Origin of the sequence: Sulfitobacter pontiacus, assembly GCF_040790665.1 — a bacterium.
GTDB classification, from domain to species: Bacteria; Pseudomonadota; Alphaproteobacteria; order Rhodobacterales; family Rhodobacteraceae; genus Sulfitobacter; species Sulfitobacter pontiacus.
Window position 1 is genome coordinate 870,346 of sequence record NZ_CP160849.1, and the last position, 24,570, is coordinate 894,915.

Genomic DNA, 24,570 nt, shown 5'->3' on the forward strand with positions numbered 1-24,570 from the left:
ATTAATTACAAAAATGTTAATTGACTGATTTTAGGCGAAAATTTATATTTATCCACATGACGGATGCGCCCCAGTGGAACCATTTAGTCACACATACGTTGTACTGGCAGATGAACGAAAACAAATCGAGCCGACTTTAACCAGTACAACAAATTCTTGAGGTACGAACATGCAGACGCGCCAGATCCAGATGAACGACGTTATCTACAACGCGGCAGAGCAATGCTTTGAAGCTTTGGTCACCGTCCACGATGGCGATCGGTCCCGCAAATATGCCTGCGCCATCAACGCGCCGATGACGATGTCCTTTGATCAAGCTGCCAAAGGCCTGACCAAACAAGCCGAGCGTCGCCATACGAGCCGCGGCGGCATGTATTCCGAGATCCGCGCCCAGAAGCCCGCACAACGCAGCGGCCGTCCTCGGTTCGACCCAAAAGCCTGGTTGCGCCATGTCGCCAACCTTCCCGGCCTTCGCGCCGCCTGATTTACAGTTTCGGCGGAACTGCCTGCGCGCCCGTCCCGGCGCGTGTCCCGCCCAATCCAGAGACAACTGCCTGCCTGCACGTCTCTGATACTCGCCCGGACAGCGATTGCGCTGCCCGGGCCTTTTTCTTTGCGCGGACCCTGTTTTCATAGACATGTCAGGTCGAACACCGTAAGCCTCCGGCGTTTGCCAAATCTCATCACTTCGGAGCCCGCCCCATGTCAGATGACCGCCTGATCGTTGCCCTTGATGTCCCCCACGCTGTTGCCGGCCTTGAACTGACCCAAAAGCTCGGCGATGCGGTGAGTTTTTATAAAATTGGTCTGGGCATGTTGACGGGCGGCGGCCTGGCGCTTGCGAACGAGCTGATTCAGGAACACGGCAAACGCATTTTTCTGGACATGAAACTGTTCGATATCAGCGCGACAGTCGAAGCAGCGGTGCGCGGGCTTGCACAGTTTGACCTCGATTTTCTGACCGTGCACGGTGACCCCCATGTTGTCCGCGCCGCGATGGAAGGGGCCGCGGGATCCCGCACCAAGATTTTGGCGGTGACCATCCTGACATCCCTGGACCGTAACGATCTGGACGCGGCGATGATCCAGTCGGGCGATATCCCCGATCTGGTCCAGACCCGCGCCGGGCGCGCGCTGGAGGCTGGTGCTGACGGCGTCATCGCCTCCCCGCAAGAGGCGGCCCTGATCCGTGCCCTACCCGAGGCGAACGGCAAGCTGATCGTCACCCCCGGCGTGCGACCAAGCGGGGCGGCCCTTGGCGACCAGAAACGCGTGGCAACACCTGGTCAGGCGATCTTGGACGGGGCGGATCACATCGTCGTTGGGCGCCCGATCTGGCAAGCCGAAGACCCCGCCGCCGCCGCCCGCGCGGTGCTGGCAGAGCTGCCCTAAACGCAGCCAAAATGCGCGAAACCCAACAAATAGCGCATTTTCGCCTATGTGATAAATCGGTAACAAACATGAACTGGCTGCCAGCCACTGGAAGTTCCGTGTATGTTTTATGACATTCATATGGCAACCTTACTTTGGTGATACTCCCCGACGGACTGGTTCTTCCTGAAGTCCGTCACCTCCCCCCGCTTCAGGCGGGGGTCTTTCTTTGCCCCCCCTTTCGATTTCCGCCCTTCAACCCGACGCTGCACGTATGTGCATGGCGAAGTCGCGTGTGATCGGGTAGACTTGCGTTAACCAGCCCTTAACCCTACCTGACCGCCATGCCCGCCCTCTGCCGAGACTGCCTGTCCGAAATCGCGCCCGCGCGCCGGTGCTCTGCCTGCGGCAGCCCGCGCATCTCGTCGCATCCCGAATTATTCGACCTTTCCATCGCCCATATGGATTGCGATGCCTTCTACGCATCCGTGGAGAAACGCGACAATCCGGCGCTGAATGGCAAGCCCGTGATCATCGGGGGCGGACGTCGTGGGGTCGTGTCGACCGCCTGCTATATCGCGCGGATCAAAGGGGTCCGGTCTGCCATGCCGATGTTCCAGGCGCTGAAACTCTGCCCCGAAGCGATCATCATCAAGCCACGCATGGATGCATATGTCGAAGCCTCCCGCGCGATCCGCGCCATGATGGAAGAGCTCACCCCCGCCCTGCAGCCGCTGTCGCTGGACGAGGCGTTTCTGGACATGACCGGCACAACCAAGCTGCACGGGGCACCCCCTGCCGTGATGCTTGCACGACTGGTGCGTCGCATGAAGGTCGAACTGGGGCTGACCGGCTCTATCGGACTGTCACACAACAAGTTTCTGGCCAAAGTCGCCTCTGACCTTGATAAGCCGCACGGGTTTTCAGTGATCGGCAAAGAGGAAACACAGAGGTTTCTGAACGACAAACCGGTGAGCATGATCTGGGGCGTGGGCGCGGCAACGCTTGGATCCCTGAACAAGGCCGGCATCCAGACCTTCGCGGACCTGCTGCGATGGGAAAGGACCGACCTGATCGCGCGTTTCGGCAGTATGGGCGACCGCCTCTGGCATCTGGCACGCGGCCAAGACAACCGCCGTGTTTCCGCGCATGAACCGATGAAATCCATCAGCAACGAAACCACCTTCAACGAAGACACCTCCGACCCTGACCTGCTGGACGGGCATCTGTGGCGCATGGCGCAAAAGGTGGCGGACCGCGCCAAGGCCAAAGACCTTGCCGGCCGCGTTGTCGTGCTCAAGCTCAAACGGGCCGATTTCTCGCTGATCACGCGGCGGGTGTCGCTGTATGACCCGACGCAACTGGCCGACCGCATCTACCGCACAGCGCGCGGGCTGTTTGACCAGCTTGGTGAACCGGGGCCTTTCCGGCTGCTCGGGTGTGGCATTTCGGACCTGAGCGCGGCTGACGGTGCCGATACCGCGGGCGACCTGCTGGACCCGGATGCCGCCCGCCGGGGTCAGGCAGAGCGGGCAACAGATGCCATCCGCAACCGGTTCGGGGACAAGGCAATCGTCAAGGGGCGTGCGCTGCGCTGATCACTCCGCCGCAAGGGCGAGGCTTTCTGGACGGATCCGCGCAATCTCTGCCACAACGCCGCGAAGCGCTTTTTGCACATCCTCGAAATCACCGTTGGGGCGCACCAGAGATTCGTTCATATACATCGACCGGTCCAATTCGACCTGTACCGCGTGCTGCCCCCGTGCCGGACGACCGTAAGCTTGGGTGATATAGGCCCCCGCAAACGGCGTATTGCGTGTGACAGTGAACCCTGCCTTGACGAAAGCGGCCTCTATCTGATCCACAACATCGCTGCTGGCTGCCGCACCGAACCGGTCACCCAAGACCACTTCAGGCCGTTTCAATCCCATACGCGCGACGCCATCCATCGCCTCATGCGGCATCGAATGGCAATCCACCAAGATCGCCTGCCCGTGATCCGCCCGCGCGTCGTTCAGCAGGCTTTGCAACATATCGTGGTACGGCACCCAATAGGTGGCGATTCGCGCCCGTGCTTCATCAAGCGTTAATTTGCCCTGATAAATCGACCGCCCGTTTGCCACGACACGCGGAATAACCCCCAATCCGGAGGCAACCCGCGGGTTATGCGCCTGCCGCCGAACCCCTTCGATCAGGGCCGGGTCAAGCTCGTCTCGGGACCGGTTCAGATCAAGGAACGCACGAGGGGCCCCCGCCATCAGAAACGGAGCCCCGAAATGGGGGGCAGAATTAAACAAAAGGTCAACAAACGCGTCCTCTGACGAGCGTATACTATGCCCGTCCAACACCGTGGACCGCAGGAAGGAAAAGCTGTAATTCCGCCCTGAATGAGGGGATGCAAACACCGCGCAGGAACGGGCTTGATCGGGGCGAACGACTTCGTAGGCGATGTGTGGCATTGTTGCACCTTTCAAGAATGATCATAGCGCATGTTTTTACAAAGCCAAAACCCCTTGATCATGCCTCCGACTCTATTTATAGACCCCGCTACCGGCGCGAATATCTCGCGCCCCGATTTGGTTTGGGGTGCAAATTTCGTGCTACATAGGGGGTGATTAGCTCAGCGGTAGAGCACTTCGTTGACATCGAAGGGGTCACTGGTTCGATCCCAGTATCGCCCACCACCTAATTCATGGTTCAGCATTCGCTGAACTGCCCGCAACCCGGCGCTGGCCCGCGCCACGACACAGGAGAACGACCATGAAGGTTCGCAATTCGCTCCGCTCGCTCAAGAACCGGCACCGTGACTGCCGCGTTGTGCGTCGCAAAGGCCGCGTTTACGTAATCAACAAAACGCAGCGCCGTTTCAAAGCCCGTCAGGGTTAAGCTTCGCGCGCATTTGATTAAAGGCCGCTCCTTCTGGGGCGGCTTTTTTCGTTTGGGCCGCCGTCAACCGCGCCTCCCCCCTGTCCCAGCCAATCTGTGCTGACCTCTTGCGATCCCCCCAATACCGCTTAGGTTCTCTTCAGACTTCATCAGACGAACTGAAAGGGATCTCATGACCGATCTGCCCGACTACACCCCACCCGCCGTATGGGAGTGGGAACCCGGCAATGGCGGTAAATTCGCCAATATCAACCGCCCCATCGCAGGCCCCACCGCAGACAAAGAGCTGCCGGTCGGCAAACATCCCTATCAGCTTTACTCCCTCGCGACGCCCAATGGCGTCAAAGTCACCGTGCTGCTGGAAGAACTACTGGCCGCCGGGCACAAGGGTGCCGAATATGACGCGTGGCTGATCAACATCGGCGAAGGGGATCAATTCGGATCCGGCTTTGTCGACATCAACCCGAACTCCAAAATTCCCGCGATGATGGACCGGTCCGGCGACGCGCCGCAGCGCCTGTTTGAATCCGGATCGATCATGCTGCATCTGGCCGAGAAATTCGGGGAATTCATCCCCAAAGACCCAAGCCAGCGCACCGAATGTATGTCGTGGCTGTTCTGGCAAATGGGCAGCGCGCCCTATCTTGGCGGCGGCTTTGGCCATTTCTACGCCTATGCGCCGGTCAAAATTAAGTACTGCATCGACCGTTTCGCGATGGAGACCAAGCGCCAGCTTGACGTGCTCGATCGTCACCTTGCCGATAACGAATACATGGCGGGCGAATATTCGATCGCGGATATGGCGATCTGGGCATGGTACGGGCAGCTGGTTCTGGGCCGTCTCTATGACGCGGCAGAGTTCCTGAATGTGGACTCCTACGAAAACCTGATGAAATGGGCCAAGAAGATCGACGCCCGCCCTGCCGTGCAACGGGGCCGCATGGTCAACCGCGCCTTCGGCGAGCCCGAAATGCAGCTGCACGAACGGCACGATGCCAGCGATTTTGATACAAAGACTCAGGACAAAATCGGCGACTAATCCCGCGCGTCTTGCCGCCCCCACGCGGCAAGACGCTTGTCCTATTAATTCACTCAAGTATTCCTTGATATCAGCCCTCAAATCTGTTTCTTACTCTTTTTATAAGTTTTACACAGATGGAGGTCACCTGATGACTCTGACGAAATCCGCTTTCACGGCCGCCTTGATGGCCACAGTTGCGATGCCAGCAATGGCCGAAGGGCAGCTGAACCTCTACTCCTCGCGTCACTACGACACAGACGAACGTCTGTATTCCGACTTTACCGAGCAGACCGGCATCACCATCAACCGCATCGAAGGCAAAGCAGACGAGCTGCTGGCGCGTATGGAAGCCGAGGGTGCGAACTCCCCCGCGGACGTTCTGATCACCGTCGACACCAGCCGCCTGAGCCGCGCCAAGGAAATGGGCCTGCTGCAATCCGTTGACAGCGACATCCTCGAAGAGCGTATCCCCAGCAACCTGCAAGACGCCGACAACGACTGGTTCGGCTTTTCGCAGCGCGCGCGGATCATCTTTTACAGCAAGGACGCTGTAGACAACCCGCCACAGAACTATCTGGATCTTGCCGATCCTGCCTATGAAGGTCAGGTCTGCATCCGTTCCTCCACCAACTCCTACAACCAGACCCTGCTGGCGGCGTTGGTCACGCACCACGGTGAAGAGAAAGCCACCGAATGGGCACAGGGCGTTGTGAACAACATGGCACGTGCACCACAGGGCGGTGACACCGACCAGCTGCGCGGTCTGGTATCGGGCGAATGCGAAATCTCCGTCTCGAACTCCTACTACTTTGCCCGTGCCATCCGCACCGAAGTAGACGGGCTGAGCGCCGATCTGGATAAAATCGGTCTGGTGTTCCCCGACCAGGAAGGCAACGGCGCGCATATGAACCTGTCGGGTGCCGGTGTTGCAGCCAATGCGCCAAACCGTGACAATGCGGTCAAGTTCCTCGAGTATCTGTCCTCCGACAGCGCGCAGTCCTACTTCTCTGCAGGGAACGACGAATTCCCCGCCGTCGAAGGCGTAGAGCTTGCGGACTCGGTCGAGAAGCTTGGCGAATTCAAAGCAGACGAGGTGAACCTGTCCGAAGTGGCCAAGAACATCCCCACAGCACAGAAAATCTTTAACGCGGTTGGCTGGGAATAATCCCAGCCTGCCACGGCAGAGACACGACATTGAACCGCATCGCCCTGGGCCGGTGCGGTTTTTTCATGCGCAAAGGGAAATGTTTATTTCTGCCGCCCGACCTGACGGCAGATCAGGATCACGGGGAGCAACCCCATTGCCACGATCACAAGGCTTGGCACCGCCGCCCCGTCCAGCCGCTCGTCGCTTGCCAGCCGGTAGGCCTGTACTGCCAGCGTGTCGTAGTTGAACGGCCGCATGATTAGCGTTGCAGGCAGCTCTTTCATCACATCGACGAAAACGATCAGCAGCGCGGTCAGCAGGCTTGGCGACAGGATCGGTAGATGCACACGGCGCAGCGTGCCCACAGGGGTTTCCCCCAATGACCGTGCGGCAGAGTCCATATTGGCATGCACCATCGCCTGCCCGCCCTCATACGCCCCCAGAGCCGCCGCAAGGAAGCGTACCATATAGGCGGCGACAAGCAGCCAGATCGACCCGGTGACCAGCAGCCCGGTCGATATGTCGAAAGTGCTGCGCATCCAGGCATCAAGCTGGTTATCAAAAGTCGCAAAGGGCACCATCAGCCCCACGGCAATCACCCCGCCCGGCACCGCATAGCCCAACCGCGCGATATAGCCCGCACCGAAGGACAGCTTGCCCGGACGCAACCGCTGGAAGAACCCCACGCAGACCGCAGCGGCAACGGTCAGCACCGCCGCCACCCCCGCCAGCGTGGCAGAGTTGCGGATGAAGCCCAGATAGCGCGGGCTCAGCAGGTCTTGCTCTGACCCGATGCCCATCCAGATCAGCACGATCACCGGCAGGATCGCCCCAAAGATAACGGGAACACCGCAGGCCAGCATCGCGGCGGCGGCCTGCCATCCCTTAAGCTGCGCGGGCGGCATCGCCACGGCACGACGCGCCGGATCGTGGTATTGCGCCTTGCCGCGCTGGATACGCTCCAGCATCGCGAGCAACAGCGCAAAACTGAGCAAACACAGTGCAAGCTGGGCCGCACCAGCGCGGTCGAACAGGGAAAACCAGCTGGTGTATATCCCTGTCGCAAAAGTCTGCACACTGAAATAGGCGACGGTGCCGAAATCAGCGATCGTCTCCATTACGGTCAGCAGAACACCTGCGGCAATCGCCGGGCGGGCCAGCGGCAGGCTCACCTTGAAGAAGGCCGCCCAGGCACTGCTACCCAAGGCACGTGCTGCCAGAAACGTCGTGGCGGATTGCTGCAAGAACGCGGCGCGCGCCAAGAGGTAGACGTAGGGATAAAGCACCAGCACCAGCATCAAGGCCGCGCCCCCAAGGGACCGGATTTCCGGGAACCAGTAGTCGCGCGGCCCCCAGCCCGTGACGTCACGCAGCACCGTTTGCACGATTCCGGGGTGGTCAAGGATATGCGTGTAGGCATAGGCCAGCACATAGGCGGGAAAAGCCAGCGGCAGCACCAGCGCGATTTCAAGCATGCGGGCACCGGGGAAGCGGGTCATGGTCACCAGCCACGCGGTCCCCACGCCCAAGGCAAAGGTGCCCGTGGCCACCATTGCGACCAACAGAACGGTGGTGCCCGCGTACCCCAGCAGCACCGTATCGATCAGGTGGCGCACGGTCTCGGTGCCCCCGACCAGCGCGGCCAGCAAAACGGCAACCATCGGCAAGGCACAGGTCGCCGCAATCGCGACCGCAACCCCCGCCAGCAAACGCACGCCGTCCCGCGATCTTTTCACGGCGGCGGGGCTTGTATTGATATCCTGTGTCGTCATGCGATCGGTTTCGACTAATTCAGTCGGAAATACCAGCGGGATGACTGAAAATTGTAGCGCTGCGCGCAGGTGCAAGGGCGTGATCCTGCCTTTGCAGCAGAATCTCCCGTGTCAGGATGCGTGCCTTCAGCACGGGTCAGTCATAGCTACGCTGGTCTTCGATCACCAATCCGTCGTTGGGCAGGCTGCCCGGCGCGGCCAGCACGACCTTGCCCTTCAGCTTGAGAAGCGCGGCAACAGAGGCACCGTAGCTGTCCGCGTCATCACCCGTCGTCTCAAGATGCACAGTCATGACGTCCTGTTCATTCGCACGGCTTGCCACCACGCGGGCCTTCGTGACCTCGGGGTGATTAGCAACAAGCGCCGCGACCTGTTCGGGGCGTACGAACATGCCCTTGATCTTGGTGGTCTGATCCGCACGGCCCATCCAGCCCTTGATGCGCATATTGGTCCGCCCGCAAGGAGACGCCCCCGGCAGCACGGCGCTCAGGTCCCCTGTGGCGAAACGGATCAGCGGATAGTCGGGGTTCAAGGTGGTCACGACAACCTCGCCCACCTCGCCCGAAGCGACGGGGGTGCCGGTGCCGGGGGTCACGATCTCGATGATTACATTCTCGTCCACGATCATACCTTCGGCGGCGGGGCTTTCGTAGGCGATATTGCCCAGATCCGCCGTCGCATAGCTTTGCAAACAGGTGATCCCCCGCTCTGCGTAATAGTCGCGCAAGGACGGGAACAGCGCGCCCCCGCCAACGGCAGCCTTGGTGATGCCAAGGGTCACCCCCATCTCATCCGCTTTTTCGAGAATGATCTTGAGGTAATCCGGCGTGCCAGCATAGGCGGTCGTGCCGATATCGCGCGCGGCAATGACCTGCAGTTCGGTCTGCCCGGTGCCCGCCGGCAGCACCGCCGCCCCCACAGCCCGCGCCCCGGATTCAAAGATCATGCCCGCAGGTGTCAGGTGATAGCCAAAACAGTTCTGGACGATGTCGCCCTCGCCAATCCCCACCGCATGCAGGAACCGCCCCATGCGCCACCAGTCCGGCGCGTCGGAGGAGGGTTCATAGATCGGACCGGGAGACTGGAAGATATGGGTGAACGCATGGGCGGGTTTGGTGGTGAAACCGCCAAAGGGGGCCGACTGCGCCTGCTGTTTCCCGATCTCGGATTTGCGCAGAACCGGCAGCGCGGCCAGCGCCTCGACATTGGTGATCGTGTCTGGCGCGATCCCGTCCAACGATCCGGCATAGCCCGGCAGCGCCTGCGCCCGTGCGATCTGCGCGGGCAAGGTCCGGGCAAGATCGGCCGCCCGTGTCTCGGGGCTGCGGGTCTCTAGGCTGTCAAAATAGGACGTCTGTGCCATGTCGCTTACTCGCAATTCATCTGGGTGGTCAGGAAATGGAAAACTCGTGGGCCGTGCGCTGGATCAGCTGAGCCAGCGTTTGCGGCGCCGATAGCTGCGGACATCGCGGAAAGACTTGCGCCCCTCATCCGACATGCCAAGGTAGAATTCCTTGACGTCCTGGTTCTCGCGCAGGTCGGCGGCAGGGCCGTCCATCACGACGCGACCGGATTCCAGAATATAGCCGTAGTGCGCAAAGCGCAGGGCAACGTTGGTGTTCTGTTCGGCCAGCAGGAATGTCACGCCTTCGTTTTCATTCACCGATTTGACGATCTCGAAAATCTGTTCGACCAACTGCGGCGCAAGACCCATCGATGGCTCGTCCAGCAGGATCGTTTCAGGGCGCGACATCAGGGCGCGACCAATGGCGCACATCTGCTGTTCCCCGCCCGAGGTATAGCCCGCCTGCGATTTGCGCCGTTCGCGCAGCCGTGGGAAATAGTCGTACACCATTTCCAGATCACGGGCGATCGCCGCCTTGCCGTCACTGCGGGTATAGGCACCGGTCAACAGGTTCTCTTCGATGGTGAGGTGTTCAAAGCAATGCCGTCCCTCCATCACCTGCACGACACCGCGTTTCACCATCTCTGCGGGGTCGAGCTTGTGCACCGGATCATTGCGATATTTGATCGACCCTTTGGTGACCTCACCCCGTTCGGAATGCAGCAGGTTGGAAATCGCCTTGAGCGTCGTGGTCTTGCCCGCGCCATTGCCGCCCAACAGGGCCGTGATACCGCCCTTGGGCACCTTCAGGCTCACGCCCTTCAGCACCAGAATGACCGAGTTATAGATCACCTCGATATTATTGACCTCAAGAAGGGTCTCGACCTGCGCGTCGGGCGTTGGGGTGGCATCCAGCATGGGTGTCTCTTTCACTAGGTGGCGTGGGGGTCGGGCGCGGCAACAATGCCGCCGCGCCCTTGTTCAAGGGCTGCGCTTAGCAGCTGGGTTCGATACCGGATTCCGCGGCAAAGGCCTGCGCATCTTCGGTTATCAGCGGGGCCAGCACGTCTTGGTCCGACTGGATGTAGTCGGTGATCAGGCTCCAGCTGTCGGCAGCAGCATCCCACTGCGCCACAGCACCATAGCCGTTACCGCCGTGGTTTTCACAAGACACCGTGAACTCTGGCCCAAAGTTCGGCAGACCCAGATCCGCCATCTTGGCTTCGGTGATTTCCAGTGCTTCCATGCCGTCACGCATCTGCGCCGGTGTCAGCGCCTTGGTGTCATGGATACCCTGCGCCGTTTTGGCAGCTTCGGCAGCCAGCATCGCGGCGTAAAGGCCACGGTTATACAAAGCGGTCCCGATCTGGTCGCCCGCACCTGCGGCCTTGCCAGTATCAACAACATACTTCTGGATGTCGTCGAACACGGGGAAGTCGTCGCCCACGTTGTGGAACGTCAGCGCCTTGTAGCCATTGGCTTTGTCACCCGCTGGACGCACGTCGTTCTCGGAACCGGACCACCAGATGCCGATGAACTGATCCATCGGATAGCGGATGTTCGCGGCTTCCTGCACGGCGACCTGGTTCATCACACCCCAACCGTACATGATCACATTGTCCGGCTTTTCACGACGGATCTGCAACCACTGGGATTTCTGTTCCTGACCGGGGTGGTCAACGGGCAACAGCGAAAGTTCGAACCCGTGCTTTTTGCCCAGTTCTTCCAGGGTGCGGATCGGCTCTTTGCCGTAGGCAGAGTTGTGATAGACCAGCGCGATCTTCTTACCTTCAAGGCTGCCACCGTTCAGATCCAGCAGGTGCTTGATCGCGACCGAAGCGCCGTCCCAGTAGTTGGTGGGGTAGTTGAAGATATTCTTGAACACCGACCCGTCTTTGGCGGATGTCCGGCCATACCCCATGGAGTGGACAGGGATGCCATCTGCCGTCGCTTTGGGGATCAGCTGATAGGTGATGCCGGTGGACAGCGGTTGATAGACCAGCGCGCCTTCGCCCTTGGTGCTTTCATAGCATTCCACACCCTTTTCGGTGTTATAGCCGGTTTCACATTCGATCATCCGGATCGGTTCGCCACCGATACCGCCATCACGTTCGTTCAGCAGCGTGAAGTAATCCGCATAGCCGTCGGCAAAGGGAATCCCGTTTGCCGCATAAGGGCCCGTGCGATAGCTGAGCGACGGGAATACAAGCTCTGCCATTGCGGGGCCCGCAGCCAGAGCAGCGCCAAGCGCCAACGTAGTCATCTTCAGTTTCATCGGTGTTTCCTCCCTTGGATGTATCCGATCTTGCCGGGTTGTCCCGGTCGTCTCTTCTTCGGCCTTGGGTCTCCTCCCCCCGGCCATGCGTCCTTCCCTAGTGCGGGAAGGGCCACAATCTCAGTTTTTCCTTGGCGACGCGCCACAACTGGGCCAGCCCATGCGGTTCCGCGATCAGGAAGATGATGATCAACCCGCCCACGATCACAAGCTGCAGATGCGCCACGATATCCGTCGGCCAGCCGAACCAGTCCACGCCCACGATTTTCAACGCAACCGGCAAGAGCACAAGGAACGCGGCCCCGGCAAAGCTGCCAAAGATCGATCCCAGCCCGCCGATGATGATCATAAAGAGCACAAGGAACGATTTCTGGATGCCAAAGGCCTCGCCCACTTCGACCGCACCCAGATAGACCGCAAAGAACAACGCCCCCGAGATGCCGATGAAGAAAGAGCTGACCGCAAAGGCCGTCAGTTTCGCCCGCAGCGGGTTTACCCCGATGATCTCGGCCGCGATGTCCATATCACGGATCGCCATCCATTTGCGCCCCACCGACCCACGGGTCAGGTTGCGTGCCACATAGGCGCTGAAGATCACGAACATCAGGCAGAACAGATAGGTCGCCCAGGCCTGCGTATTCGGTCCGGTGATCTCGATTCCGAAGAATGTCCGCTCCGGCGCGCTGATCTGGCCCGAGGCAGAGTAGTTGTAGAACCACGGCACACGGTTGAACAGCCAGACCAGAAAGAACTGCGCCGCCAGCGTTGCCACGGCCAGATAGAACCCTTTGATCCGCAGCGATGGCAGGCCGAACAACACACCGACACCGGCGGTCACCAGCCCCGACAGCAACACATGCACCAGCATGCTCACGTCAGGAAAGGCGGTCATGAATTTGTAGCAGGCATAGGCCCCCACGGCCATAAAGCCACCGGTCCCCAAGCTCACCTGCCCGCAATAGCCCACCAGAATGTTCAGCCCGATCGCCGCGATGGCGTAGATCAGGAACGGCAGGAACAGTGAGTTCACCCAATAGTCATTGATCACAAACGGGATCACGGCAATGGCGATGAACAACACCAGATAATAGCGATACCGGTCGAACTTGATCGGAAACGTCTGGCTGTCTTCTTCGTATGAGGCGCTGAAATCCCCGGCTTCACGATAGAACATCAGTTGCTCCCCCCGTTCCAAATGGTTTTAAATCCTGGGTTCCGGGGCAAAGCCCCGATCAGGGAGTTGCCAAAACTACACACGTTCAATGATCTTCTCCCCGAACAAGCCCTGCGGGCGGAACACCAGAAAGATCAGCGCCAGCATGTAGGCGAACCAGTTCTCTGTCGCACCGCCAAGGAAAGGTGCACCGATCAGGAATTCGAACAGCTTCTCCCCCACACCGATGATCAATCCGCCCACGATGGCACCGGGGATAGAGGTGAACCCCCCCAGCATCAGCACCGGCAACGCCTTCAGCGCGATCAGCGAGAGCGAGAATTGGACCCCCGATTTCGTGCCCCACATGATGCCCGCGACAAGGGCGACAAAGCCCGCCAGCGACCATACGAGGATCCAGATAAAGTTCAGTGACACGCCGACAGACAAAGCCGCTTGGTGGTCATCCGCCACAGCCCGCATGGCGCGGCCCTGTTTGGTGTATTGCGCGAACATCACCAAGCCGATCACCAGCAACGCGGCAATGATGCTGGCAACGATATCCAGATTATCGATAAAGAACCCGTAGCCAAAGGCGTTAAAGGTGGTGTCGTCGATCCAGGTGTTCAGCCCCTGCGGCAGCCCCACATCCATAGACTTGATGTCGGACCCCCACATCAGATCGCCCACCCCTTCCAGAAAATAGGCCAGACCGATGGTCGCCATGAAGAGGATGATCGGCTCTTGCCCGACCAGATGGCGGAAGACCAACCGCTGCACCGCATAGGCCAGCCCGATCATCACCACCATCGTCAGCAAAATCGCGAGGAACGCCGGCACGTGCCAGCCGAAATGGTGAATATCCGTGCCCAGGATTGCGTTGATCAGGTGGCTAAACGGCACCTGCCCATCGATGATCCCTGCCAGGGTCAGGGCCGCAAACAGCGCCATAACCCCTTGGGCATAGTTAAAAATACCCGAGGCTTTGTAGATCAGAACAAACCCCAGGGCGACCAGTGCATACAGCACCCCCGCCATCAGCCCGTTCAGGAACACCTCGATTGTAAAGGCCAGTTGCTCAGGCATATCAGACCCTCCCCATCGCAAAACCAGTGGCAAAATCAGTCATGGGCAACCCCCAGATATGCGTCGATCACGTCTTGGTTGTTGCGCACCTCGCTCGGGGTGCCGTCGCCGATCTTCTTGCCGTAATCCATCACGACCACACGGTCGCTCAGGTCCATCACAACGCCCATATCGTGTTCGATCAGGGCAATCGTCGTGCCGAATTCATCGTTCACATCCAGAATAAAGCGGCTCATGTCCTCTTTTTCCTCGACGTTCATCCCCGCCATCGGTTCATCCAGCAGCAGGATCGACGGCTCGGCGGCCAGCGCACGGGCCAGTTCGACCCGTTTCTTCAAGCCGTAGGACAGACGCGACACCGGCGTCTTGCGGATCGCCTGAATCTCAAGGAAATCGATGATCTTTTCGGCGACTTCGCGGTTCGCGGTCTCTTCCCGCTCCGCCTTGCCCTTCCAGATCGACTGCCAGAACATGCCGGTCTTCATATTGGTCAAACGCCCCGTCATGACGTTGTCCAGCACCGACATCCCTTCGAACAGGGCGATGTTCTGGAACGTGCGTGCGATCCCCTGCTGCGCCACCTCAAAGGGTTTCATCGCCGGACGGCGGCTGCCCTTGTACCAGACCTCGCCTTCCTGCGGCACATAGAACCCGCTGATCACGTTCAGCATGGATGATTTGCCCGCGCCATTCGGCCCGATGATCGCGCGGATCTCGCCCTGACGGATGTCGAAAGAGATATCCTTGATCGCCTCCACCCCACCGAACCGCAGGGTGATGTTTTTCATTTCCATCACAACGGGGCCAATCTGGCGCCCATCCGCTGTGACATAGCCGTCGGTCATATCTTTCACGCCGCAGCCCCCTTCCAAATGGTCTTAAAATCCACTGCGCAACCGCAGCGCCCGCATGCTCCGCCTGATGTCATGCTCATTGAGCGGCCATCTTGCGGGTGTCTGCGAACACCTTGGCGTCGCGCACCTCCAGCGTGGCCGAGATCGACCCCTTGCGCCCGTCTTCATAGGTCACTTCAGTAACCGTGCTGACAGAGGGCGACCCGTCGTAGAGCGCGGTGATGATATCGTCGAACTTCTCGCCGATGACCTTGCGACGGACTTTGCGCGTGCGCGTCAGCTCTCCGTCATCGGCATCAAGTTCCTTGTGCAGCACAACAAAGCGATGCACCTGACAGCCCGACAGCATTTCGTCTTCTGCGATAGAGGCGTTGACCTCTTCCACATGGCTCTGGATCGTGTCCATCACCTGCGGATGCCGCGCCAGTTCCTGATAGGACGCATAGCCGATGTTGTTGCGCTCCGCCCAGTTTCCGACCGCGGTCAGGTCGATATTGATAAAGGCGGTGCATGCGTCGCGTCCGTTGCCGAATACCACCGCTTCAAGGATGTTGGGGAAGAACTTGAGTTTGTTTTCCACGTATTTCGGCGCGAACAGGCTGCCATTGGCCATTTTGCCAACGTCTTTGGCGCGGTCGATAATGCGCAGGTGCCCGGTGCCTTCCTCGATAAAGCCCGCGTCGCCTGTCGCGACCCAGCCTTCGGCATCCTTGGTATCGGCGGTGCTTTCGGGGTTCTTGTAATACTCCACAAAAACGCCGGGGCTGCGGTAGAAGACTTCGCCGTTCTCGGCGATCTTCAGCTCCACGCCGGGGCAGGTCACGCCGACCGTGTCACTGCGCACTTCGCCATCGGGCTGCGCGGTGATGAAGACGGTGGCTTCGGTCTGGCCATAAAGCTGTTTCAGGTTGATCCCGAGCGAGCGGTAGAAATCGAAAATCTCCGGCCCGATCGCCTCGCCCGCGGTATAGCCGACGCGCACGCGGCTGAGGCCGAGCGTGTTTTTCAGCGGGCCATAGATCATCAGCTCGCCCAAGGCGTATTTCGCACGGTCCATCGCGCCGACGGGTTTACCGTCCAGAATGGCGGGACCCACCTTGCGCGCATGGGCCATGAATTTGTCGAACAGCCACTTTTTGAAACGGCTCGCGTCTTCCATCCGGATCATCACCGATGTCAGCTGGGTTTCGAACACGCGCGGTGGGGCGAAATAATAGGTCGGGCCGATCTCGCGCAGGTCCACATGCATCGTGTCCGCGCTTTCAGGGCAGTTCGTGCAGAACCCCGTCCATAGCGCCTGCCCGACGGAAAAGATGAAATCCCCCACCCAGGCCATCGGCAGATAGGCCAGAATATCGTCCGTCTGACGCAGCTTGTCGAAAGCGGAAGAGGATTTGGCCGTCTCGATAATATTGCGGTTGCTCAGCACCACACCTTTGGGCTTGCCCGTGGTGCCAGAGGTATAGAGCATGACGCCCGTGCTGTCGTAGTCCAGCTTGGCCTGACGCGCCTCAAGCTCTTTGATGTGCTTGTCGCGTGCCTTGCGGCCCATGTCCTGGACGGCGCTATACTGGTCCAGCGCGGCGTGGTCGTATTTGCGCAATCCGCGTGGATCAAGATAGACCATACGCTCGAACTGGGTCAGCTGATCCTGAACGTCCAGCACCTTGTCGACCTGTTCCTGATCACCGGCGATCACAAAACGCGCGCCACAATGATCCAGCACATAGGCCATCTCTTCTGCGTTGGCGTCCTGATACAGCGGCACAGGCACGGCACCGACCATCTCTGCGGCCATCATGGCCCAATACAGATAGGGACGGTTGCGGCCGATGATGGCGATAAAGTCGCCCTCGTTCGCGCCAAGCTCCAGCAGGCCAAGCGCAAGCGCCTCAACCTCGTCGCGGGTCTGTGCCCACGTCCAGCTTTGCCAGATGCCATATTCCTTTTCGCGATACGCAGGCGCGTTCGCAAATTGCTTTGCATTACGATGCAGCAGCGCCGGAACCGATTGCGGTCCGTCGGCGCTCACGAGCGTGTGAGCCAAATGTCTTCCTCCCAAACCCTGCTCTTTTTCGGCAGGTCGATCGCTGGTGCGATTCTGATGTCACACCATGATGTTGACCTGATGCTCTGCGTCAACTTTTACCTAATGATTTCTCAATTCTAACGAATTGTAACAGGCGTGATTTCCCAAGGTTGCGCTTGGCGGCGCTGTGGGGATGGTGCAGTCTGCCGCGGGGGGAGGCTGCATGCAGATCGACGATCATCAGACAAAACTCATGACGGCTGCGGGGCTGAACCTGATCGCGCAAGCGCTGACGATCTATGACGCGGATTTGCGGCTGGTGCTGTGTAATGCACCGTTCCAGCAGATGTTCGACCTTCCCAAAGCGCTGGTCACCCCAGGTGCGAGCTTTCAAGAAACGATCACCCTGCTGGCACAGTTGGGTGAATACGGCGACGTGGACGACGTGGCGCATTTCGTTGCCGAAAGGGTGGAACAGGCCCGCGCGTTTGAACCCCATTATATGGAACGTACCCGCGCCAATGGCCGCACCATCTCGGTCGAAGGCTCCCCCCTGCCCCAAGGCGGCTGGGTCACCGTCTACACCGACATCACCCGCACCAAACAGCAAGAGGCCCTGCTGCGCGCCCGGTCTGATGCGCTGTCGGGGCAGGTGCTGGCCCACGCCGAAGAACTGTCAGCCACCAACCGCGAACTTGCCGCGATGAACACCGCGCTGGAAGAGGCAAAACGCCAGCTCACCCTGTCCGAAGCCCGCACGCGGCTGACCACAGAAATGATGCCGGCCCATATCGCCCATGTGGATGCAAACGCCTGTTACACCTATTCAAACCGGCGGTTGGCCTCTGTCATGCCAGGGCGGCGCGCGGATCTGATCGGCCGCCATATCGCAGAGGTTCTGGGCCAGCAGGCCTACGATTCTATTGCCCCTTCGCTCACCCAAGCCTTTGCCGGAAAGCCGTCGGTGATCGAATTCACGGACGAGATGAGCGCCCGGCGCATCCGCGGAGCCTTCACCCCCGATACAAACGGCGGGGTCTATATCCTGTCGATGGATGTGACCGAGGAAACCCAGAACCGTGTCGCCCTGCAGCAGACCCGACGACGCGAAATCGCGGCGCAGGTGATCTCGGGGCTGGCGCATGATTTTTCCAACTTGCTGACGATCATCCTTGGCCTACAGTCCCGGCTGGGGCGGCTGGACGGCCAACCGGCAGAGGCCGCCCCCCTCATCGAAGGCACCCTTGCCGCGGCGCGCCGGGGCGGCACGTTGCTTAGCTCTATTGCCGATATGACAGGCGCGCGCACGCTGCGTCCGACTGCGACCCATATCCCGCGGCTGCTTGAAGATCTGACCCTGATCGCGCGCCCCACCCTGCCCAAGGGCATGACGCTAAGCATCGACAACCAGATGGGTGACACCCCCGTGCTGCTGGACAGCGGGCTGGTGCAGGACGGGCTGCTGAACCTGATCCTGAACGCCCGCGATGCCTGTGGCGCTGCGGGCGCGATCTCGCTTGAAATACGACAGGTCCATGACACATGGATCGAATGGGTCTTGCGCGATACCGGCCCCGGTTTTTCGCCCTCGGCGCTAGAACACGGGTTCGATCCGTTTTTTACCACCAAAGGGGCCGAAGGATCGGGGCTGGGGCTGCCGATGGTCTACGACATGGTGAAATCGGCGGGGGGCGATCTGCGCCTTGGCAATACGGCTCATGGCGCGCAGGTGACCATGCGGCTGCCCTACCGCCCCGCCGTGGCTGCCACCACCGGACTGGTCCTGCTGGTCGAAGACGCCGATGACCTGCGCGCGCTGGTGCGAGACATGTTGATGGGGCTGGGCCATTCCGTGATCGAAGCCGCCAGCGCGGATGAAGCCACCGCCCTGCTGGCCGATCTGCCCGACATCGCGCTGATCCTGTCCGACATCCAGCTTGTGGGCGAGGCGACGGGGCTGGACCTTGCCAAACGCCTACCCGCCGATGCCCCGCCGCTGGTATTGATGACCTCGCTCCCGCCCGATGATGCCCAGTTTTTCGAGGCGCAAACCCTTGCCCCCGTATTGCGCAAACCCTTCGAGATTGCGGATCTGACCGCGCTGATTGCCCCGAAAGAGAGTGCCGCCCAATGACCCGCCCCCTCGTCACCATTCTGGATGATGAACCCGAAATCCGCACGCTTCTCGCCGACGCTTTAGAGGAAGCGGGCTTTGACACGCTGTCGTTCAGCCGCGCCCGCGCGTTCGAGGCCGCCTTGGCGACCCACACCCCCGATGTCTGTCTGGTGGACCTGTCCCTGCCGGATTCAGACGGGCTGACGCTGGTGCATCGTCTGGCGCTAGAACAAGGGGCCATCGTGATCATCATTTCGGGCCGCGCACAGGTGCAGGACCGCGTCACGGGGCTGGAACTTGGCGCGGATGACTACATCATCAAGCCCTTTGATCCGGCAGAGGTCGTCGCCCGTATCCGCGCCCGCCTGCGCAGCGCCAAACCCACGCCGCAAGCCGGCACCGTCGCTGCGTTCAGCGGGTGGAAGGCGCATTTCGACCGCTACGCGCTTGAGGATGAAAGCGGCGTCGAAACCCCCTTCTCCCATGCGGAGGGGGAGGTGCTGCGCCTGTTTCTGGACGCGCCCAAACGTCTGCTCAGCCGCGCGCAGATGCAGTCGAGCCTTGGCGGCGTCGCCTCTGAAAGCTTTGACAGGGCGATGGACGTGCGGATTTCGCGGCTGCGGACCAAACTGCGCGAAGATCCCAAAAACCCGCAGTTGATCAAGACGATCTATGGCGCGGGCTACATCTTTCTGGGCGACGTCACATGGAGCTGACCCCCCGTCGCATCAGCGGTGGCAGCCCCCATCTGGGCGACGTGCTGCATCTGATGCGCGACTGCTTTGCCTATATGGATGGGCGCATTGACCCGCCAAGCTCGCTTGGCCAAACCACTTTGCCATCGCTGAAAGCCACAGCGGGTAGGGATGAAATCTGGGCGATCGGCGCGCCGCCTTTGGCGTGTGTGGTGCTGAGCGTGAAACCGGCGGTTCTTTATCTGGGCAAGCTCTGCGTCGCCCCCAGCCATCAGCGACTGGGGCTGGCACGCCATCTGATCACCCACGCCGAGAGCCGCGCCCGTGCCCTGCACCTTGGCCAGCTGGAACTGCAAACGCGGGTGGAGCTGTTGGACAATCACGCCACCTTTCGCGCGCTCGGCTTTCACGAATATGCCCGCACAGCGCACGCGGGGTTTGACCGCCCAACCAGCATCACCCTGCGTAAAACCGTGGCCTGAGCCACGAGGTGCCACCTGCCGCCACAGATGGCGCCGCTGTCTTTTCTAACACGGGCGCTGCCGTTTTTTATTGCGCGCCTGCCCCTTGGCCCGCTAGATTCTACCCATGATCGAATGCTTGCTGTACAGGACCAACCCCGCCCAGAGACGGTTGTTCTATCGCGTCGAAATCGCGATGAACCTGTTCAGCGAAGTCTCTGTCCTGCGCGAATGGGGCGTCGCAGGTGGCCAGCCCAAAGCGGTGATCCAGTGTTTCGGCAACCTGCGCGAGGCGTCAAAAATGGCGGACCGCTATCGCACAAGGGCCGAGCGTCGCGGCTATCTACGTCACTGACCCCAGCCGCGTCACCGCGCGGGCAAGCACCTGAACACCGGCCACCAGATCGGCCTCGCTCGTGTCTTCCTCGAAGGTATGGGACAGCCCTCCGATCGACGGCACAAACAGCATCGCCACCGGCATCTTGCGCGACACATTGGTCGCGTCATGCAGCGCGCCTGACGGCATCTTGCGCCAGTTGCCCGGCGCGACTTCTTCCGCGCCGGCTTCCAGCGCGGTGCGCAGGGTCGGGTCCATCGCGACGGGTTCCAGCCCCAGCATTGTGCCAAAGCTGACCGCCAGCCCCTGCTGCGCCGCGATCTCGGTGGCGGTGTCGCGGATGATCTGTTCCATCCGGCCCAGACGGTCCGCATCCGCATCGCGCCACTGCATCGAGAACACCGCACGCCCCGGCACGATAGAGGATGCATTTGGGTGCAGCGTGACATGGCCGATGGTCCAGACGGTCTGCGGTGTGACGACGTTGCGCAGCCGGTCGTTCAACGCGGCATTGAAGGCAGAGACCGCCTGAAACGCATCGCGGCGCAGATGCATCGGTGTGGTGCCCGCATGGTTCTGCTGCCCGTCAAAGGTGATCTTCATGTCGCGGATGCCGACGATATCGGTGACCACACCAATCTGTTCGCCGCTGGTATCCAGCGTCGGTCCCTGTTCGATATGCAACTCGACGAAGCCGGTGAACAGATCGGGCGACACCTCGCCCGTGACCAGATGCGCCACGGCCTGACGCGCGTCGCCAAGGGTCACGCCCGCATGATCGGTCAGCGCATCGGCGGCGGCCTGATCCAGATGCCCGCCCCAAACGGCGCTGCCCGTGGTGACGCCAAAGCGCCCCTCTTCGTCCTGAAACGACACGATAGAGATCGCGGGGCCGCCGGCCTCGGCTGCGGCGCGGGCGACCTCGAGCGCGGCGATCACGCCAAGCGCGCCGTCCAGCCATCCCCCTTCGGGCTGGCTATCGGAATGGGACCCCATCAATAGCGACGGCCCATCTGCCAAGCCGAAAAGATTGCCCATCTGGTCCATCTCGACCCGCAGTCCGGCATCGCGCATCTGATCGGCCAGCCAGTCCCGCGCGGCGACATCGGCGTCGCTATAGGCCGGGCGGATCACCCCTTTGCCCACCCCCGCTGCGCCGAACGAACGCAATTTGTGAAGGTCAGCGAGAAAGCGGTCGGGGTTGATCTGCATGGTTACTCCGCGGGTTGGGGGGCTGTTGCGGCCTCTACTTTCACGGCCGAGAATTTAAACTCGGGGATTTTTCCATAGGGGTCAACCGCTGGATTTGTCAGGATATTTGCCGCCGCTTCGACATAGGCAAAGGGAAGGAACACCATATCGGGCGACACGGCGCGGTCTTCGCGGGCCATCAGTTCGATCGACCCGCGCTTGGTCGTGAGCCGGATATAGCCCCCCGGCTCTATCCCCAACTTGCGTAAGGTAGACGGGTGGAGCGAACAGTTCGCCTCGGGCTCTAGCCCATCAAGCACATAGGACCGTCGCGTCATCGACCCCGTGTGCCAATGTTCAAGCTGCCGCCCCGTGGTCAGGATCATCGGATAGTCTTCATCCGGCGCATCGTCAGGCGCGATGATGCTGGCAGGGGTAAAGCGTGCGCGTCCGTCTTGCCGGGGGAAGCCATCGGCAAAGACAATCGCCTGCCCCGGATCGGTGGGGCTGGTGGACGGGTAGGTCACGGCCCCTTCGCTCTCCAACCGGCCCCAAGTGATGTTATTGAGCGACGACATATTCAGCTTCATCTCTGCGAAGACCTCGCTCGGGTCGGTATAGGTCCAGCCCAGCCCCAGACGTTTGGCCAGTTCAACCTCAATCCACCAATCCTCTTTCGCATCGCCGGGCGGCGGCACCGCGGGGCGGCCCATCTGCACCTGACGGTTGGTATTGGTTACCGTGCCGGATTTCTCGGCAAAGGCGCTGGCGGGCAGGATCACATCGGCAAAATTCGCGGTCTCGGTCAGGAAGATATCCTGCACCACCAGATGATCGAGCTTGGCCAGCGCATCGCGGGCGTGTTCCACATCGGGATCAGACATCGCCGGATTTTCACCCAGCACATAGAGACTGCGAATATCCCCGTCATGCACTGCGTCCATAATCTCGGTCACGGTGAGGCCCTTCTTGTCGCTGAAATCGCTGCTTTGCCACACGTCGGTAAAGGCAGCGCGGACGCCGTCATCGGACACCGGCTGATAATCGGGCAGGAACATCGGGATCAGCCCCGCGTCAGACGCGCCCTGCACATTGTTCTGCCCCCGCAACGGATGCAGCCCCGCGCCGGGCCGCCCGATCTGCCCCGTCATCAGCGCAAGCGAGATCAGGCAGCGCGAATTATCGGTGCCGTGGATGTGCTGCGAAATGCCCATCCCCCAGAAAATCATCGCCGCATTGGCCCCCGCAAAGGTCCGCGCCACATCGCGCAGCACCTCCGCGTCGATGCCGCAGATCTTGGACATCTTTTCAGGGGTGAAGGTTTTCAGGTGGGCTTTCTCGATCTCCCAGTTTTCCGTGTAGGCTTCGATATACTGCTGGTCGTAAAGCTTTTCCTCGACGATCACATGCATGATCGCGTTCAGCATCGATACATCGGTGCCGGGGCGGAATTGCAGCATATGCGACGCGTGCCGTTTTAGCGCTTGGCCGCGCGGGTCCATTACGATCAGCTTGCCGCCGCGCTTGGCGAACTGCTTGAAGAAGGTCGCCGCGACGGGGTGGTTCTCGGTCGGGTTTGCGCCGATCACAATCGCAACATCGGCGTTTTCGATCTGGTTGAAGGTCGCGGTGACGGCACCGGAACCGACATTCTCCATCAGAGCGGCCACTGACGAGGCATGACACAGCCGCGTGCAGTGATCGACGTTGTTATGACCAAAGCCCTGCCGGATGATCTTTTGAAACAGGTAGGCTTCTTCGTTCGTGCATTTCGCTGACCCAAAGCCCGCCACACCCGCGCCGCCGATCTTTTTCATACCGCCCGCAGCGAAATCCAGCGCCTCGTCCCAGGTGGCTTCGCGGAAGTGGGTTTGCCAGTTGCCCGGGTCCACGTTCAGTCCCTTGGGCGGGGCGTCCTTGCGACGGATCAGCGGTTTGGTCAGACGATGGGGATGGTGGATATAGTCAAAACCAAAGCGCCCTTTGACGCACAGCCGCCCTTCGTTCGCGGGACCGTTGATGCCCTCGACATATTTGATCTTGCCGTCTTTCACCTTCAGCGACACCTGACAGCCGACACCGCAGAACGGGCAAATGCTGTCGACTTCGCTATCAAAATCGGCGCTGTCGCCCACCTGCGCGTCATCGACCACGGTGGCGGGCATCAGCGCTCCCGTCGGGCAGGCCTGCACACATTCACCGCAGGCCACACATGAGGACGCGCCCATCGGGTCGGCCATGTCGAACACCGGATAGCTGTCATGCCCGCGACCGGCCATCCCGATCACATCATTGACCTGCACCTCGCGGCAGGCGCGCACACACAGGTTGCACTGGATACAGGCATCAAGGTTCACACGCATCGCCACATGGCTATCGTCGAGCAACGGGATGCGCCCCTCTTCCAGCTTGGGAAAGCGGCTTTCCGAGATACCTTCCATCGCGGCCATGTCCCACAGGTGGCTGGATTTATCGTGGGCGACTTCGGGGGCAGGCTGATCGGTGACCAGCAGTTCCATCACCATCTTGCGGGCATTTTCGGCGCGCGCGTTGTTGGTGGTGACGACCATACCGTCGCTCGGTTCGCGCAGGCAGGAGGCGGCCAGCACGCGTTCACCTTCGATCTCGACCATACAGGCACGGCAGTTGCCATCGGGGCGATACCCCGGCTCCGGTGTGAAACACAGATGCGGGATTTTCAGACCGCGCCCATTGGCGATTTCCCAGATGGTCAGCCCGGTGTCGGCCTCGACCTCTTCGCCGTCGAGCGTGAATTTTACCTTATCCGCCATGGGGAACCCTCCTGTACCGCCCCGCAGTATAGGCAGGGC

At 60.6% G+C, this 24,570-nt stretch carries 21 protein-coding genes and 1 tRNA gene; 11 read left to right on the forward strand and 11 right to left on the reverse strand.

The features are described 5' to 3' along the window. Positions 1-169 precede the first annotated feature (169 nt). The 3 genes from AB1495_RS04355 (at position 170) to AB1495_RS04365 (ending at position 2,969) form a co-directional block, all read left to right on the forward strand. Positions 170-484, forward strand: coding sequence for a hypothetical protein (locus AB1495_RS04355; RefSeq protein ID WP_005850153.1), 315 nt, complete (start codon positions 170-172; stop codon positions 482-484). Between the two features lie 218 nt (positions 485-702). Continuing rightward, positions 703-1,392 carry an orotidine-5'-phosphate decarboxylase gene (gene pyrF, locus AB1495_RS04360; protein ID WP_005850154.1) on the forward strand — a complete coding sequence of 230 codons (690 nt, stop codon included), beginning with the start codon at positions 703-705 and terminating at the stop codon, positions 1,390-1,392. A gap of 323 nt (positions 1,393-1,715) precedes the next feature. Continuing rightward, on the forward strand, positions 1,716-2,969 hold the full coding sequence (locus AB1495_RS04365; RefSeq protein ID WP_074636303.1) for a DNA polymerase IV: 1,254 nt from the start codon (positions 1,716-1,718) through the stop codon (positions 2,967-2,969). On the opposite strand, the gene AB1495_RS04370 is transcribed toward AB1495_RS04365, so the two are convergent. Then, on the reverse strand, positions 2,970-3,830 hold the full coding sequence (locus AB1495_RS04370) for an N-formylglutamate amidohydrolase (RefSeq protein WP_074636305.1): 861 nt from the start codon (positions 3,828-3,830) through the stop codon (positions 2,970-2,972). A 150-nt stretch (positions 3,831-3,980) separates the two neighbouring features. Here AB1495_RS04370 and AB1495_RS04375 point away from each other — a divergent pair. From AB1495_RS04375 to AB1495_RS04390, 4 genes are all read left to right on the forward strand, one after another. Further along, a tRNA-Val gene (locus tag AB1495_RS04375) sits at positions 3,981-4,055 on the forward strand. A gap of 76 nt (positions 4,056-4,131) precedes the next feature. Then, on the forward strand, positions 4,132-4,257 hold the full coding sequence (gene ykgO / locus AB1495_RS04380; RefSeq protein ID WP_005850168.1) for a type B 50S ribosomal protein L36: 126 nt from the start codon (positions 4,132-4,134) through the stop codon (positions 4,255-4,257). A 172-nt stretch (positions 4,258-4,429) separates the two neighbouring features. Next, the gene (gene yghU / locus AB1495_RS04385; protein WP_074636307.1) at positions 4,430-5,296 is read left to right on the forward strand and encodes a glutathione-dependent disulfide-bond oxidoreductase; all 867 of its coding nucleotides are present in this window, start codon (positions 4,430-4,432) and stop codon (positions 5,294-5,296) included. Between the two features lie 130 nt (positions 5,297-5,426). Beyond that, complete coding sequence (locus tag AB1495_RS04390; RefSeq protein WP_074636309.1) at positions 5,427-6,443, forward strand: Fe(3+) ABC transporter substrate-binding protein; 1,017 nt, start codon at positions 5,427-5,429, stop codon at positions 6,441-6,443. A gap of 83 nt (positions 6,444-6,526) precedes the next feature. On the opposite strand, the gene AB1495_RS04395 is transcribed toward AB1495_RS04390, so the two are convergent. The 8 genes from AB1495_RS04395 to AB1495_RS04430 all read right to left on the reverse strand — a co-directional run bounded on the left by AB1495_RS04395 (position 6,527) and on the right by AB1495_RS04430 (position 16,957). Continuing rightward, on the reverse strand, positions 6,527-8,197 hold the full coding sequence (locus AB1495_RS04395; protein ID WP_074636744.1) for an iron ABC transporter permease: 1,671 nt from the start codon (positions 8,195-8,197) through the stop codon (positions 6,527-6,529). A gap of 136 nt (positions 8,198-8,333) precedes the next feature. Further along, entirely contained in the window at positions 8,334-9,560 is a 1,227-nt protein-coding gene (locus AB1495_RS04400; protein WP_074636311.1) for a phenylacetate--CoA ligase family protein, read from the reverse strand. A 63-nt stretch (positions 9,561-9,623) separates the two neighbouring features. Next, on the reverse strand, positions 9,624-10,460 hold the full coding sequence (locus AB1495_RS04405) for an ABC transporter ATP-binding protein (protein WP_037942846.1): 837 nt from the start codon (positions 10,458-10,460) through the stop codon (positions 9,624-9,626). A 76-nt stretch (positions 10,461-10,536) separates the two neighbouring features. Next, positions 10,537-11,817, reverse strand: a complete 1,281-nt coding sequence (locus AB1495_RS04410; RefSeq protein ID WP_009825439.1) for an ABC transporter substrate-binding protein — start codon at positions 11,815-11,817, stop codon at positions 10,537-10,539. A gap of 97 nt (positions 11,818-11,914) precedes the next feature. Next, positions 11,915-12,991, reverse strand: a complete 1,077-nt coding sequence (locus AB1495_RS04415; protein ID WP_005850182.1) for a branched-chain amino acid ABC transporter permease — start codon at positions 12,989-12,991, stop codon at positions 11,915-11,917. Positions 12,992-13,066: 75 nt separating this feature from the next. Next, positions 13,067-14,056, reverse strand: a complete 990-nt coding sequence (locus AB1495_RS04420) for a branched-chain amino acid ABC transporter permease (RefSeq protein WP_005850184.1) — start codon at positions 14,054-14,056, stop codon at positions 13,067-13,069. A gap of 35 nt (positions 14,057-14,091) precedes the next feature. Continuing rightward, the gene (locus AB1495_RS04425; protein WP_174226616.1) at positions 14,092-14,901 is read right to left on the reverse strand and encodes an ABC transporter ATP-binding protein; all 810 of its coding nucleotides are present in this window, start codon (positions 14,899-14,901) and stop codon (positions 14,092-14,094) included. A gap of 85 nt (positions 14,902-14,986) precedes the next feature. Beyond that, positions 14,987-16,957: an AMP-binding protein gene (locus AB1495_RS04430; protein ID WP_074636313.1), complete on the reverse strand. Its 1,971-nt coding sequence runs from the start codon at positions 16,955-16,957 to the stop codon at positions 14,987-14,989. A gap of 205 nt (positions 16,958-17,162) precedes the next feature. On the opposite strand from AB1495_RS04430, the gene AB1495_RS04435 reads away from it, so the two are divergent. The 4 genes from AB1495_RS04435 to AB1495_RS04450 all read left to right on the forward strand — a co-directional run bounded on the left by AB1495_RS04435 (position 17,163) and on the right by AB1495_RS04450 (position 20,566). Next, the gene (locus tag AB1495_RS04435) at positions 17,163-19,073 is read left to right on the forward strand and encodes a PAS-domain containing protein (protein ID WP_074636746.1); all 1,911 of its coding nucleotides are present in this window, start codon (positions 17,163-17,165) and stop codon (positions 19,071-19,073) included. Further along, the gene (locus tag AB1495_RS04440) at positions 19,070-19,771 is read left to right on the forward strand and encodes a response regulator transcription factor (protein WP_005850190.1); all 702 of its coding nucleotides are present in this window, start codon (positions 19,070-19,072) and stop codon (positions 19,769-19,771) included. Before AB1495_RS04435 ends, AB1495_RS04440 begins: the two co-directional genes overlap by 4 nt. Further along, positions 19,762-20,232, forward strand: a complete 471-nt coding sequence (locus tag AB1495_RS04445; RefSeq protein ID WP_074636315.1) for an N-acetyltransferase — start codon at positions 19,762-19,764, stop codon at positions 20,230-20,232. Before AB1495_RS04440 ends, AB1495_RS04445 begins: the two co-directional genes overlap by 10 nt. A 106-nt stretch (positions 20,233-20,338) precedes the next feature. Beyond that, positions 20,339-20,566, forward strand: coding sequence for a WGR domain-containing protein (locus AB1495_RS04450; RefSeq protein ID WP_005850193.1), 228 nt, complete (start codon positions 20,339-20,341; stop codon positions 20,564-20,566). Here AB1495_RS04450 and AB1495_RS04455 read toward each other — a convergent pair. After that, entirely contained in the window at positions 20,555-21,760 is a 1,206-nt protein-coding gene (locus AB1495_RS04455; RefSeq protein ID WP_074636317.1) for a Zn-dependent hydrolase, read from the reverse strand. The genes AB1495_RS04450 and AB1495_RS04455 overlap by 12 nt on opposite strands. A 2-nt stretch (positions 21,761-21,762) precedes the next feature. Beyond that, a complete protein-coding gene (gene fdhF, locus AB1495_RS04460) occupies positions 21,763-24,531 on the reverse strand; it encodes a formate dehydrogenase subunit alpha (protein ID WP_074636318.1) in 2,769 nt (922 codons plus the stop codon). Between the last annotated feature and the right edge of the window lie 39 nt (positions 24,532-24,570).